The 12300-nt window shown below is 39.8% G+C and carries 16 protein-coding genes; 5 read left to right on the top strand and 11 right to left on the bottom strand.

What is annotated here, in order from left to right; genetic code table 11:
• Window positions 1–23: 23 nt before the first annotated feature.
• The 4 genes from JK635_RS16950 to JK635_RS16935 all read left to right on the top strand — a co-directional run bounded on the left by JK635_RS16950 (window position 24) and on the right by JK635_RS16935 (window position 1548).
• Window positions 24–443, top strand: coding sequence for an Hsp20/alpha crystallin family protein (locus JK635_RS16950; protein ID WP_306792959.1), 420 nt, complete (start codon window positions 24–26; stop codon window positions 441–443).
• Between the two features lie 75 nt (window positions 444–518).
• Window positions 519–1007 (top strand): Hsp20/alpha crystallin family protein, encoded by a 489-nt coding sequence (locus tag JK635_RS16945; protein WP_202655140.1) that lies wholly within the window; start codon window positions 519–521, stop codon window positions 1005–1007.
• Window positions 1004–1186, top strand: a complete 183-nt coding sequence (locus JK635_RS16940; RefSeq protein WP_202655139.1) for a hypothetical protein — start codon at window positions 1004–1006, stop codon at window positions 1184–1186. Before JK635_RS16945 ends, JK635_RS16940 begins: the two co-directional genes overlap by 4 nt.
• 116 nt (window positions 1187–1302) lie before the next feature.
• Complete coding sequence (locus JK635_RS16935) at window positions 1303–1548, top strand: DNA alkylation repair protein (RefSeq protein WP_202655138.1); 246 nt, start codon at window positions 1303–1305, stop codon at window positions 1546–1548.
• Window positions 1549–1596: 48 nt separating this feature from the next.
• Here the strand turns inward: JK635_RS16935 and JK635_RS16930 are convergent, their stop codons facing one another.
• From JK635_RS16930 to deoD, 3 genes are all read right to left on the bottom strand, one after another.
• Entirely contained in the window at window positions 1597–2412 is an 816-nt protein-coding gene (locus JK635_RS16930) for a hypothetical protein (RefSeq protein ID WP_202655137.1), read from the bottom strand.
• A 127-nt stretch (window positions 2413–2539) separates the two neighbouring features.
• Window positions 2540–4027, bottom strand: a complete 1488-nt coding sequence (locus JK635_RS16925) for a lmo1851 family serine protease (protein ID WP_498043878.1) — start codon at window positions 4025–4027, stop codon at window positions 2540–2542.
• 157 nt (window positions 4028–4184) lie between these two features.
• Entirely contained in the window at window positions 4185–4889 is a 705-nt protein-coding gene (gene deoD / locus JK635_RS16920; RefSeq protein ID WP_202655135.1) for a purine-nucleoside phosphorylase, read from the bottom strand.
• 190 nt (window positions 4890–5079) lie between these two features.
• On the opposite strand from deoD, the gene yoyE reads away from it, so the two are divergent.
• Window positions 5080–5208: a protein YoyE gene (gene yoyE, locus JK635_RS24780; RefSeq protein ID WP_306792958.1), complete on the top strand. Its 129-nt coding sequence runs from the start codon at window positions 5080–5082 to the stop codon at window positions 5206–5208.
• Window positions 5209–5312: 104 nt separating this feature from the next.
• Here yoyE and JK635_RS16915 read toward each other — a convergent pair whose 3' ends face one another.
• The 8 genes from JK635_RS16915 to JK635_RS16880 all read right to left on the bottom strand — a co-directional run bounded on the left by JK635_RS16915 (window position 5313) and on the right by JK635_RS16880 (window position 12292).
• Complete coding sequence (locus JK635_RS16915) at window positions 5313–5486, bottom strand: YozD family protein (RefSeq protein ID WP_202655134.1); 174 nt, start codon at window positions 5484–5486, stop codon at window positions 5313–5315.
• A 34-nt stretch (window positions 5487–5520) separates the two neighbouring features.
• Window positions 5521–6213, bottom strand: a complete 693-nt coding sequence (gene yodN / locus JK635_RS16910; protein ID WP_202655133.1) for a germination protein YodN — start codon at window positions 6211–6213, stop codon at window positions 5521–5523.
• A 130-nt stretch (window positions 6214–6343) separates the two neighbouring features.
• Entirely contained in the window at window positions 6344–6574 is a 231-nt protein-coding gene (locus tag JK635_RS16905; protein WP_202655132.1) for a YozE family protein, read from the bottom strand.
• 114 nt (window positions 6575–6688) lie between these two features.
• The gene (locus tag JK635_RS16900; RefSeq protein WP_202655131.1) at window positions 6689–6973 is read right to left on the bottom strand and encodes a YokU family protein; all 285 of its coding nucleotides are present in this window, start codon (window positions 6971–6973) and stop codon (window positions 6689–6691) included.
• A 12-nt stretch (window positions 6974–6985) separates the two neighbouring features.
• Complete coding sequence (kamA, locus tag JK635_RS16895) at window positions 6986–8407, bottom strand: lysine 2,3-aminomutase (protein WP_202655130.1); 1422 nt, start codon at window positions 8405–8407, stop codon at window positions 6986–6988.
• A gap of 137 nt (window positions 8408–8544) precedes the next feature.
• On the bottom strand, window positions 8545–9939 hold the full coding sequence (locus JK635_RS16890; RefSeq protein WP_202655129.1) for a sigma-54 interaction domain-containing protein: 1395 nt from the start codon (window positions 9937–9939) through the stop codon (window positions 8545–8547).
• 64 nt (window positions 9940–10003) lie between these two features.
• Window positions 10004–10858, bottom strand: coding sequence for a putative beta-lysine N-acetyltransferase (ablB, locus tag JK635_RS16885; RefSeq protein ID WP_202655128.1), 855 nt, complete (start codon window positions 10856–10858; stop codon window positions 10004–10006).
• A 159-nt stretch (window positions 10859–11017) separates the two neighbouring features.
• Window positions 11018–12292, bottom strand: coding sequence for a peptidase (locus JK635_RS16880; protein ID WP_202655127.1), 1275 nt, complete (start codon window positions 12290–12292; stop codon window positions 11018–11020).
• Window positions 12293–12300 lie beyond the last annotated feature (8 nt).

Genomic DNA, 12300 nt, shown 5'->3' with positions numbered 1-12300 from the left:
ACCTAAAGGATTCAGTGCAAAAAATGAAACCCGAGGAAATAGATAAATATGTCCAAGATATAATTGGGAAAGTGTTTCCCGCAAATATGAGGGGAATGATGAACCCAATGGATATATTAAACGGCTTTCAAACCTCTCCGTCTCAGCAACCCGCCTCTAGCGGAAATTTGAATTCCTCCGCTTTTGAAACACATGATTACGTCTTTGTCAGAATCTCGATTAAGGATGAAGATTGGTTAAAGAAGCTTCGCCTTTATCATACATCAAACCAATTGATTTTAGAACATATTCCGGAACATGATGATAAACATACGATTACCCTTCCGGCCATCGTAAAAAAGAAAGGAGCAGCCGCAAACTACAAGGATGGTATTTTGGAAGTAAAAATCCCTAAAAATATTGATATGCAATTCTCGCAAATTGATGTTACAGAAATTATGTAATCATTTTTATTCGAATGTTTTGCCTTTCCCTTAATAAGATTAAATATCGGTCTATTTATTACCGGGAGTGATTTGATGGAGATTGATAAATTAAGAAAGTGGATGGAAGCGGCACAACATTTCCAATCAGAAACCTTTTGGAATTCGATTTTTGATTCCTCACAAAAATCCGCTTCTCCCTTGAATGGTAACCCCTTTACATCCGTTACTGATTTTTTTCCAAAATGCGATCTGTTTGAAACGGACCAGTACTTAATGGCCGAAGTCGAACTCCCAGGAATGACGAAGGAAAATATGAAGTTGTCCATTCAAGAACAAATGCTTACTATTAGCGGTGAATTTAACTCGTTTACACATGGACGAAAGTATTTCTTAAAAGAACGCGCCAATCGGTCTTTTAAAAAGGAAATACCACTTCCGTTTCCAATCCTACTAGAAAAAGTCAGAACAGAATTTCGCAACGGGATATTATATATCGCTATGCCAATAAACCAGGAAGAAATGGAAACAATCCCAATTAACTTCGAGCCCAATCGTCCAGATCAGGAGGTTGATCAAAGGTGAAAAAAAAGGTCTTTAAAAACGTTTGTTTTACTAATAATTTTGGCAAAATAGGGATTCATGAATTATCAGGAACATTAAATATCGGAACCACATATGAAGGGGATTTTAGCAAGCAAATTCAGCAAAAGATAAAAGAAAAACTGGGAAAAAAGATCCCCGAGGCTAGAGGGACAGCATGATTGCTGTCTTTTCATGTTTTTAAATAAAACTTCCTCTTCTGTCGGATAAATTTTGTTACATATTTCCTTCTTTAATTGTAGAAAATAGTCTTAAAATTGGATGGAAGGAGAGACATATGCCTACCCCATATCGATGTCCAAATTGTAAAACAAACCGCAGCCGCTTTAATATTATTCAACAAGTTTCACAAGCAGTGAAGCTTGATCCGCAAACAGGGGTGATCATCAAAGAATACAGTGAAAATGAACTAGAACCCTTTCACCACCCTTACAACGGTCCCGAGTATCGAATTCAATGCGGTTCATGCGGATTGATTGAAGATGAACTAACCTTTATAAAATTTGGTGAACAGCAAAATTGAAAGAGAAAACACCTTTGTTAATATACGCTATTAATAAAGGTGTTTCATTTATTTTAAATTATTTTCCTTCAAGAAATGAAGTGAATCCACTTTCCAACCATCCTGAGGTGAAAAACGAATTACATGTAATTCACCATTAAAAACATGTTTGCCAGTTTTATTAAACCACTCTACTTCGACCGGAATGTCCAAACTGATTTCTTCGGCTAAATCCTCAGCAGGCAGATACTCCATGCGCGATATTGCTACATTTTCGATCAATGGTAAGATTGGCTGCCAATTCACTTTTTGGAGGGAGATTTTCGAGACAATTTTTTCATCCTGCTGTTTAATCGCCGTAAAATATGCGTAAATAACATCATAAGGATTAGCCTTCGCCAGGTAATCATTTAATTTTCCGGCTGCTTTCAATGTCATAAGCATGTGTGATAAATCCATGGAATTTGTTCGATGCGTGGTGCTTCCATAGAAATGAATACAAAAATGACCGGGGAAATTATTTTTCAACGCGCCGGCCCCATGCGGCATTCCATGCATCGAAGCGGCAATCCAGCGATCTTTATGAATGACAATGATCGCCCTTCTTTTCCAACTCCACCGGCCGCCATAAATATCTTTCATAATACTTGTGTCTCTTACGGTTAATGGTTGAACGTCAGCATGGTGGCTTCCAGCACGTCTTTGGACTTTAAATTTTTTCCCAGTTTCGATGTCCAGGACAGTAAACTTTGAATATTTCGGGAGGATCTGGTTAACATCTTTCCAATCGGGCATTTCAATCTGAAAACTGATATGTCCTGCCGCATCCCCAGCACCGCTTAGAAGGAAATGCAGAAAGATCATGATCATTACTGTTTTCTTCATTAATTTCCTCCTTCTTTTTATCTTAACATTTAAAGAATTACCTGAAGGGGAATTAATCATTCATTATTTTCGCTGTGAATTGGAAAAAGCGGATGAAGTCCCATCCGCTTTTTGCTATATTCATTTTTTATTTCATTCTTTGCTTCAAAACCTCGACAGCTTTTTTCAGCTGGGTATCATTTTTAACAATTTTTTCTCTTAATTGCTCCATGAGCTTCAATGTCGTGTCGCCTTTTAACACCCCGTCCGCTTTCAATTTATTAGCCTTTTGGAAGGAGATAACAGCTTCTTTTGTTTTTTCATCAAAGAACCCGTCGACACGACCTGGATTATAGCCAACCGCCTTTAACATCTTTTGCGCGGTTTGCACATTTGTTCCTGCCTTGGACTTAGATAATACTTTATCCGGGTCAATAATCGGCAATGTCGCGTAGTTTGGCAACGTTACGGTAACATCCGGTTCAATCCCTTTTTTATGAATCCAATTACCATTTGGAGTGAGCCATTTGGCAATCGTATATTTAATATTTGAGCCATCTTTGAAGGCTGTTGTCGTTTGAACGGTACCCTTCCCAAATGACTTTTCTCCTACAAGCGGAATGCCAGCAGATTCTTTAACAGCGGCAGCCAGTATTTCTGATGCGCTGGCACTTCCTTTATCAATTAGGACGACTAAAGGAAGATTAGGATTTCCGGCATTTTGTGATGGAATCTCGGTAATTTTTCCATTTCGGTCTTCTTCCTTCACAATCACTTTCCCTTTAGGAACAAACATGCTAGCGATATTAACTGCTTGGTCTAATAATCCACCAGGGTTTTGCCTTAGATCCAACACCAGGCCTTTCATCCCTTTTTTCTGTAAATCATTTAAGGTAGTCACAAGTTCTTTCGCAGTATTACTTGAAAAGCTGGTAATTTGAACCTTAGCTATTTTGTCATCCACCATTTCTCCATATACCGTTTCAATCGGAATCTCGTCGCGAACGATCGGGACAGAAATTGGATTTTCGATACCCGGACGTTTAATCGACAGTTCCACCTTTGTCCCTTTTTTGCCGCGGATCAACATGACTGCTTGAGTTGAATTCATTCCTTGAAGGGTTTTGCCATCCACTGATAAAACAATATCATTTGGCTTTAAACCTGCCTTTTCCGCTGGAGAACCTTTAATCGGAGAAACAATGACGATATGGCCATCCTTTTCTTGAATTTCAGCTCCGATCCCTTCAAATGAAGAGGATATTGTACTTTGAAAGCTCTTAGCTTCATCCTTGTTCATATAATCAGAATATGGATCATCAAGTGCTTGGACCATCCCATTAATTGCACCGTTAATCAGTTTCTGATCATTGACCTTGGTATAATACTTATTCTTTATGGTATCAAAAGTACTATACAGTTTGTTAAATTCAGTACGTTCGTTTCCAACCGTGACCACTTTTTCCCCGCCAAATGAGAGGGCCACAGCAGTAATTCCTACAGATAAAAATACAACTAAAAACAGCAGCATCACAAAATGGAATTTTTTCAAGCGAATATATCCCGATTTATTATCAGCAACACGCTCTTGATCAACTTTTTCATTTTCCTTTTTCTCTTCTTCCAAAGCCTTCACCACTTTCATCAACCATAAAAATTAAACATACTAAGATAAAGCATTTAAATATGCTAAAAAATGAACTCTTAATGTTTAGAATAACATCTTTTTAATAAAATTAACAAAGAATTTAATTAAAAAACACCTCTTCTTTACGAAGAGGTATGGGCAAGGCTTATTCTTTAGTTGCCGCTTCCAAGGCGACTTCAATCATATCATCAAAAGTGGTCTGTCTTTCTTCCGCAGTTGTTTCTTCTCCGGTTAGAATATGGTCACTGACGGTAAGGACGGATAAAGCTTTCCGGTTGAATTTGGCAGCCAATGTGTATAATGCCGCCGTTTCCATTTCTATCGCAAGAATTTGGTATTTGGCCCACTTTTCTAAATCAGCATTATCATTATAGAAAGAATCTGCAGTGAATACACTTCCGACTTTTAAATTAAGCCCTTTTTCGATTCCTGCATCGTACGCCTTTTTCAGAAGCTCAAAATTTGCGGCAGGGGCGTAGTCAATATTTCCGAACGTCAGTCGATTCATATTTGAATCAGTTGAGCTCGTCATGGCTAATATCACGTCGCGTACCTTCACATCCTTCTGAATCGCCCCGCAAGTGCCGACACGAATTAGCGTTTGTACATTGTAGCTCTGCATTAATTCGTTTACATAAATCGAAATTGATGGGACTCCCATTCCCGTCCCTTGAACAGAGACCCGTTTTCCCTTATAAGTTCCAGTGAAGCCAAACATGTTTCGAACTTCATTATAGCAGGTTGCCCCTTCTAAAAATGTTTCGGCAATATATTTTGCCCGAAGCGGGTCTCCAGGCAATAAGACTGCATCGGCGATTTCATTTTCCTTTGCACCAATATGTATGCTCATAAATGCTCCTCCTCATCTATCTACGAATAACTTATGTTCATAGTCAATATAACATAAATCATTTTCCAATGAAAATCGATAATGGGTAGTAGAATGAAATTTCATAACTGTGGGAAACTAAATATGCTTGTTGCTGATCCATGATGTCAAAATAATTGATAATAAGCATTCAACAGGAGGTAAACGAAACATGGGAAAAAAACACCGGGCACGAATTAATGCACCTAAGAAAAATAATCATATTCCTGCTGAAGCGATTGTTGCTGAACATGAAGCACACGCGAAAGAACATCAGGCTACAGGAGGAAGAAAAAGATAGTAATAAATTTTATAATTTTCTAAACGACAAAAACCTAAGGAGCTATTTCCTTAGGTTTTGCATATATTTCACTTGGTAAAATCTATATGTTATGAAAAAGCAGCTTATTCCTCATTCACTTCTTCATCAATAATACTTTTTTCAATTAAATATTCGAAGGTAATGTCTGCAATTTCCTCTAATTCTTCCTCACTAGGGACGTATCCCCTTTTCATCAGCTCATGAAAAAAGAATTCGGCAATCTCTTCTGTATCGATAAATACTTCGATTTCTCTCAAAAATATCGACCCCCTTTTTCAGAATGTATGAGTGTCAAGGCTTCTTCATGCCATTACCGGCCAAATTTTCCAATTTTCTTAAAATTACCCGCATAACCTGGTAGTATTCTTGATCATGAAATAATTCATATAAAATTCGATAATCATTATATAAATCAAGAAGATGATCAATAAACTCCTTTTTCTCTTTCTTTTTAGCGATCTCTTCAAGTTCCGCTTTTCTAAGGATATTTTGCAACTGCTGGTTTTTCAATGATTTCTCTTCCTTATTGACTAAATAGAGAAGTCCAAGCTTTTGAATGAATGTTTCAGCACTTTCGGCATCGGCAACAAGAGTTAATTCCTCTTCTCCAGCTTCAAGCCACTCTCCGTCACTTATTCTTGAAAGCTCATAAATGACATCCTCCCAAGCGTCCTCCTTGTATCGCCAAATTTCCGTACGGAAGCCGACAACTTTAAACAAATCAGCACCATATCCGCTAACCTGAACCAAATCACCGATAAAAAACTTATACTCAATATCAATTTGTTCTTGTTCCCTAACCGTTCCCTCAAATTCTGAAAGCAACTCTAAAGTTGATTCCATAAATAGTCCATGACTTTTATTCACTTCATACACATAATGACCATCCAGCCATTTGATATCAGTGATTTTCCCAACTGTACCGTATATTGTAATGACCACCGTGTCGCCAATCTTATACTTCGGTTTTTTTCGCTGTGTCATTTCCTCCCATCCCCTCAAATGAAGAACCGTAATTTTAATTACCATAGTATATGCGGAAGATAAATTAAACGCGCATTTTCCATTTTAAAATGAAAAAATCGCCTCTAGTTGCAGAAGCGAAAGAACAAGATCAGCTTTGATTTTCTGTTGATATAACAAATAATTCCCATGCTTTATCAAATACAGACATGGACGGTAAATAATGACCATTCAATTCGAGGTAAGCCGAAAGTTCTTGATAATCATCGGATTGTTTCGGAAAGCTATGGTCCAAATAAGCATCATTGGCAAATTTACCTATGTCGTCAGCGGGTGATGGGTGTCGATATTTCATTAAAAAATGGTAGAAAGATTTTCTCATATAGGCCCCTTCTTTGCAAATTCGCTTTCACTCTATATTTTTATACTATAAATCACCTCAGCCTGCTCCGTCCAGTAAAATATATAAAGCAGCCTGGAGCCCCAGACTGCTACTTTACGAGGTAAAATCAAAGTAGTTCCGCTTCAATAACCTTGGAATTTGCATCAACTTATCAAAGCTAATTACATTACCAATTTGTTTACAATCTATCAAAAATAATTGATTTTCGATTTCTTTTACAATTGTCTCACTCTGATAAACCATTGAGCAATCTAAACAAGAAATTGTCGGGGTATTGGTTATTTCAATCGCTCTTGTACCGTCAGGCAGCTCCCAGAAAACAGAATCGCTGATTTGTTCAATTTTTGTGCTATTGCACCACTGACAAACGGTTGTCATTTTTGCTGCCTCCTATTCCTTTACTTGCTCGGCTTCGGCCTCAGTTTGCTTTTCTTTTTGCAATAATGCTTGATATTTCTTTTCTTTTAATTCGTCTCGTTTGCCGCGTCTATCTTTAAGCGTCGTGTGCTCGGGATTCTGGTTGTAGGCTTGACGACGGTTAATCCTTGATAAATCCTCGGGAACGAGATTGAAATGTTCGTCGTTCATAATCCCAGCGATCCCGGTAAGCGATTTTTTCTCATCGATGTCCGGATAAATTTCTTTAAAATAGTCGTCTGCTCTTCCAGGAATATAATTTTCAGGCTCCGGATAGGAAGTGATCACCCCTTCAAAATTGCGCAGAACCACCTTTTCCGGGCTTTGTGAGATAAGGTAATTCGGCTGCAGAGCAATCTTTCCTCCACCCCCAGGAGCGTCCACAACAAAGGTTGGTACCGCATAGCCGCTGGTGTGCCCGCGAAGACCTTCAATAATTTCAAGACCTTTTGACACAGGTGCCCGGAAATGACCGATTCCTTCTGACAAGTCACATTGGTAGATATAATATGGGCGGACACGGATTTTCACGAGGTCATGCATTAACTTTTTCATAATTGGCAAACTGTCATTTATCCCGGCAAGGATGACTGACTGATTGCCAACCGGTACACCGGCATTGGCAAGCATTTCGCAGGCTCGTTTTGAGTCTTCAGTAATTTCGATCGAGGTGTTGAAATGGGTATTCAGCCAAATGGGATGATACTTTTTCAATATGTTGCAGAGGTTTTCAGTAATTCTTTGCGGGAATACGACCGGTGCACGGGTACCGATGCGAATAATTTCAACATGATCAATTTCTCGTAAATTCTTTAAAATATATTCCAAAATATTATCATTGATTAAAAGCCCGTCTCCGCCGGAAATCAAGACATCTCTTACCTGGGGGGTTTGGCGAATATAATGGATCGCTGCATCCAACTGTTTTTTAGGTACGCCCATGCCAATCTGGCCGGAGAAACGCCTTCTCGTACAATAGCGGCAATACATCGAACATTGATTGGTCACTAAAAACAGTACCCGATCCGGATAGCGGTGGGTCAAGCCTGGTGTTGGCGAATCCTCATCTTCATATAACGGATCCTCAAGGTCGTATTTGGTCTTATATATTTCTTTTGATATCGGGACTGACTGCATCCGAATGGGACAGCGCGGATCATCAGGATTCATTAGGGATGCGTAATATGGTGTAATATTAAGGGGGATCGTTTTAGTCGAGATTCTGACACCTTCCTCTTCATCAGGTGTAAGATTGATCACTTTCTTTAAATCATCCAGTGTTCGGATCGTATTTGTTAACTGCCAGATCCAATCATTCCATTGCTCATCAGTGACGTCTTTCCACAACTCAATTTCTTTCCAATGCCTTGTTGGCTTATATAAAAATGGTTTCATCGTCAATAATTCCTCCCTTTTCCTGCTCTATGTATTAAATATGCAAGAATCATGCCACTTTTCTGAAGATAGTAATAAAAAGGAAATACCGATTTATTAGCTGGTGAATCAAAAAAAGATGCCGGGGATCCGGCACCTTAAAGCGGTATTTTTTTCAGTTTATATTGTAAAGTTTGTCTTGGAATCTCCAAAAGTTTGGCCGCTTGATTAATGTTACCATCCGTTTTCTCCAACGCTTTCAAGATCAAGTTTCTCTCCAGATTGTCAATATTTTTCCTTAATGAAAGATCCTCCGTTTGTTCACTGTTCCTTTGTGCCGGAGTCAGCGGCTGCTTCAAGATTAATGGAAGGCGCGCATAGGTTAATATTTCTTCCTCGCAAATGTTCATCATATATTCAATCGTATGTTTTAATTCGCGAACATTCCCTGGCCAATGATACTTGTTGAAAAACACTTCCAATTTTTTCTCTATTCCTTTGACTTCTTTGCCTAACTTCTTATTAAATAGCTGAATAAAATAATCGGTTAGATAGGGGATATCCTCTTTTCGCTCCCTTAAGGGAAGTAATGCAAAGGAAAATACATTAAGACGATAATATAGGTCTGAACGGAGCTTTTGTTCTTTTAAGGCCTTGTTAGGATGGAGATTTACCGCAGCGATCACCCGGACATTGACCATGATATTTTCCGCTCCCCCAACTCTTCTAACAATCCCGTCTTCCAATACGCGAAGTAATTTAGCCTGCAGTTCAATTGGCATCGCATGCAGTTCATCGAGAAACAGGGTTCCCCCATCTGCCAGTTCAAATAATCCCTTACGGTCAACTGCACCTGTATAACTCCCTTTTGCCGTCCCAAAAAGAATGCTTTCCAGCAAGGTTTCCGGTATCGCTGCACAATTCTGGGCGATAAAAGGACCGCCGGCACGAAGCGATTCCTGATGAATCCCTTGAACAAATAACTCCTTCCCCGTGCCGGACTCTCCATAGACCAGTATTGGAGAATCAGATTTTGCCAGTTTGCTGGCTTCCACTTTCATATTGATGAACTGAGGATTAACTGTTTTTAAATCTTGGAACGAATATTTTACTTGTTTCCATACCTTTTTCTTGCTGCTTTTTTTCAGTCCCTTTTGTAAATCCAGCAATCGCTCCGCCAGCAGCTTCATTCTCGAATAGTCCTTAGCAATTTCCACCGCACCAATAATTTCTTCGCCGAGAAAGATCGGTAAGGTAGTATTAATGGTATCGATTCTGGTTCCATGTACATTGACATATACCTGAGTTTGATTGTAGATTGGTTTCCCCGTTCTAATCACCTTTAATAATGTGCTTGATTCCTCCGTAAGTGAGGGAAATACCTTTAATAAGTGTTTGCCCTGAACTTCTTTTATATCCATCCCATCATGCCTGGCAGCTACTTCATTATAGAAAATCGTCCTCCCCTCCGTATTGACGACATGGATACCTTCATCAATACTCTTTAGAATGGCCGCAAGTACCTCTTGGGTGAGGACGGTAAGTTCCCCCATCCCTATTCACCTACCTTCTTCAGATTTGTTAGGTGCCGAAAAATAGGCGGGTACAGCCAAAATCTCAGCAATTTGCCAGATTCTTTACCCACATATTCATATTTTCAAGTTTGTCATAAATAAAGACATTATTCTTAAGCCGCCCGCGATACTTAAAGCCGAGCTGATAAAGGACGGCGTTCATTCCGAAAGACTGTGCCCTGGCAATTGAATAAGCACAAAATATCCCCCTCTGCTTCAGTTCTTGTTCCAGTTCCTGCAATAGCAGCTTCATCAAGCCGTATTTTCTGTGCTCCGTTAGTGTGGCACAATCCGTTAATTCAGCATTTTTATAAAACAGATTGATTTCAGCAGAAGCGGCGCTAACAATTTTCCCCTGATAAAAAAAGGCATAGTAGACTGTCCCGGCGTCCATGGTTTTTTTTACATATTCCGGATCATGTAAAGGAGTTGGATAAATTTGAAATACGTTCTGGTATAATTCTGCCAGCTTTTCGGCACTATTTTTTCCCGCCTTTTTCAGTTCATATTCTTTTGGCGGAAGTGCTCTTCGTCCAGAAGCGGCCAATTGATAAACACTGTGAATGATTCCATCCTCGGCCACCCAATGATCATTCTTTTTTCGTTCTGCTGTATAAAATTTCGAAAAAAACCAGGCATCCGAACCATGAAAATAGCGGTCCACGATCGCCTCAGGCTGAAACCCTCGCTCGAAAAAGGCATGTGCATCTTCGGAACGCCCTTTGATTATCAACTTTTCCACCTGTTGTTGATGAACCAGTTCCTCAGCTTTATTTACTAGATCCTGTATATTTCCACGATAGTCATCAACACGAACACGCCGATTAAATGGATCACTGCACACCTCAAGGTAAAAATTGATTTCCTGTAAACGATCTGTTCTGGCCAATTGATTCATTTGGTTCGCTCCTTCCAACTTTTCTATCAAACTCAGTTGCCAGAGAAAAATGCCTGGCGATGAATCACGCCAGACATTTCCTATTTGTCCTTTCTTACTAATCTTGTTTAGTTTCTGCATTGGTATCGGTAATTCCTTCCTAATGAGTGAAAAATAGGTTTAATCATTTCCCTGTATCCCACACCATTTTAAAAGTGTCAAGGCAATCACTTCACTGGCTGTAAACATTTCTTCGAGGACAATATATTCATTTGCATCATGGGCCACCTTGGTGACACCCGGTCCAAAAACGACAACCGGTGTATCGCCAACATTTGATAAAATACCGCCGTCCGTTCCCCATGGGCTTGCTTCAATCACAGGTGCTTCTCCGGTAATTTCTTTAAAACTATCGATAAGGTTAATCATCAAAGGATGGTCACTCTCCAAGCTGCCCGGCAGCCATCTGGCGCCAAACCATTCTAACTTCAACGGATTTTCCCGTAGCCAAGCATCTTGTTCGTTTAATTCTTTGAGACAAGTTTCCATTTCAAACTGCGCTGATTCCATTGTTTCTCCTGGGGCTATCCCCATCCTTCCTTCGATAATGGCCGTGTCGGGAACTGACGAGGGCCATTCACCGCTTGAGATTTTCCCAATATTAATCGGGATGGGAATGGGGATGCCTTTATACAGGGGATCCTCGATTCTTTCATTGCGACGTTTTTCTAATTGTTGTAGCCCTTGGATCACCTGGACAGATTTTTCAATCGCACTGATCCCCTCATATCGGGTCCCACCATGTGCAGCCTTACCAGGTACTGTGATTCTAAACCACATCGATCCCTGTTGTCTTGGAAAAATTTTCATATTGGTTGGTTCAGGAATAATTGCCCCATCCGCTTGATAACCTCTTAAAACAGCAGCCAATGTCCCGGCTCCACCGCTCTCTTCTTCTATTACACTTTGAAAAATGATATCTCCCTTTAGCTTGATGCCAGATGCGATAATTGCTTCGATCGCTAATAAAAGAGCAGCATTCCCGCCTTTCATATCCGTTGCTCCTCTGCCATACAGCTTGCCCTCTTCAATATGGCCGCTAAACGGGTCATATGTCCAGCTTGCTTCATCACCAACCGGAACAATATCAATATGTCCATTTAAGATCATTGATTTTCCACCGCCTGTGCCTTTTAAAACTGCCACCAGATTAGGGTTTCCTTCAAAGCTCTCACGGTCACAAAAATAGGCGGGATGATTTTTCAGCTCATTATCGCCAATTTCCCAAATATCGAGTAATAAGCCGAGTTGACGGCACTTTTCGATCACCACTGCCTGGGTACCACTTTCATTTCCTCTTGTACTGTTTTCTTGAACCATTTTCTGCACCAAATGGACCCCGGCAACACGGTTTTCCTTCAGCCAATTTCTGATTTTATTTGCTGGGTTTGGCATTTCCAACC

It is taken from the genome of Neobacillus paridis, assembly GCF_016765675.1.
Lineage (GTDB): Bacteria > Bacillota > Bacilli > Bacillales > Cytobacillaceae > Neobacillus > Neobacillus paridis.
This window is presented reverse-complemented; position numbering and strand designations above follow the sequence as displayed.

What these genes read in the sequence shown, in the direction of transcription:
- JK635_RS16950 (WP_306792959.1), top strand. Translation starts at nt 24, where the DNA reads ATGAAACCCGAGGAAATAGATAAATATGTCCAAGATATAATTGGGAAA.
- JK635_RS16945 (WP_202655140.1), top strand. Translation starts at nt 519, where the DNA reads ATGGAGATTGATAAATTAAGAAAGTGGATGGAAGCGGCACAACATTTC.
- JK635_RS16935 (WP_202655138.1), top strand. Translation starts at nt 1,303, where the DNA reads ATGCCTACCCCATATCGATGTCCAAATTGTAAAACAAACCGCAGCCGC.
- JK635_RS16930 (WP_202655137.1), bottom strand. Translation starts at nt 2,412, where the DNA reads ATGAAGAAAACAGTAATGATCATGATCTTTCTGCATTTCCTTCTAAGC.
- deoD (WP_202655135.1), bottom strand. Translation starts at nt 4,889, where the DNA reads ATGAGCATACATATTGGTGCAAAGGAAAATGAAATCGCCGATGCAGTC.
- yoyE (WP_306792958.1), top strand. Translation starts at nt 5,080, where the DNA reads ATGGGAAAAAAACACCGGGCACGAATTAATGCACCTAAGAAAAATAAT.
- yodN (WP_202655133.1), bottom strand. Translation starts at nt 6,213, where the DNA reads ATGACACAGCGAAAAAAACCGAAGTATAAGATTGGCGACACGGTGGTC.
- JK635_RS16905 (WP_202655132.1), bottom strand. Translation starts at nt 6,574, where the DNA reads ATGAGAAAATCTTTCTACCATTTTTTAATGAAATATCGACACCCATCA.
- JK635_RS16900 (WP_202655131.1), bottom strand. Translation starts at nt 6,973, where the DNA reads ATGACAACCGTTTGTCAGTGGTGCAATAGCACAAAAATTGAACAAATC.
- kamA (WP_202655130.1), bottom strand. Translation starts at nt 8,407, where the DNA reads ATGAAACCATTTTTATATAAGCCAACAAGGCATTGGAAAGAAATTGAG.
- JK635_RS16890 (WP_202655129.1), bottom strand. Translation starts at nt 9,939, where the DNA reads ATGGGGGAACTTACCGTCCTCACCCAAGAGGTACTTGCGGCCATTCTA.
- ablB (WP_202655128.1), bottom strand. Translation starts at nt 10,858, where the DNA reads ATGAATCAATTGGCCAGAACAGATCGTTTACAGGAAATCAATTTTTAC.
- JK635_RS16880 (WP_202655127.1), bottom strand. Translation starts at nt 12,292, where the DNA reads ATGCCAAACCCAGCAAATAAAATCAGAAATTGGCTGAAGGAAAACCGT.